General features: G+C 66.5%; 1 protein-coding gene. It reads left to right on the forward strand.

Translation table 11 applies throughout. From position 1 onward, the window contains the following. On the forward strand, positions 1-257 hold a 257-nt coding region (locus SB786_RS36860), incomplete at both ends, for an AMP-binding protein (protein WP_410731668.1).

Here is a 257-nt window from a genome sequence, read left to right on the forward strand (position 1 = left end):
TCCTCTACACCGCGCCAACCGCCATCCGCGCGATGATGGCCGAAGGGCAGGCCGCTGTTGAAGGGGCCGATGGTTCCAGCCTGCGTCTGCTTGGCTCGGTGGGCGAGCCGATCAACCCTGAAGCGTGGAACTGGTACTACAAGACTGTAGGCAAGGAGCGTTGCCCGATCGTCGACACCTGGTGGCAGACCGAGACCGGCGGCATCCTGATCAGCCCGCTGCCGGGCGCTACCGGCCTCAAGCCGGGCTCGGCAACC

The sequence above is a fragment of the Burkholderia sp. SIMBA_062 genome (assembly GCF_046534765.1).
GTDB lineage: Bacteria > Pseudomonadota > Gammaproteobacteria > Burkholderiales > Burkholderiaceae > Burkholderia > Burkholderia ambifaria.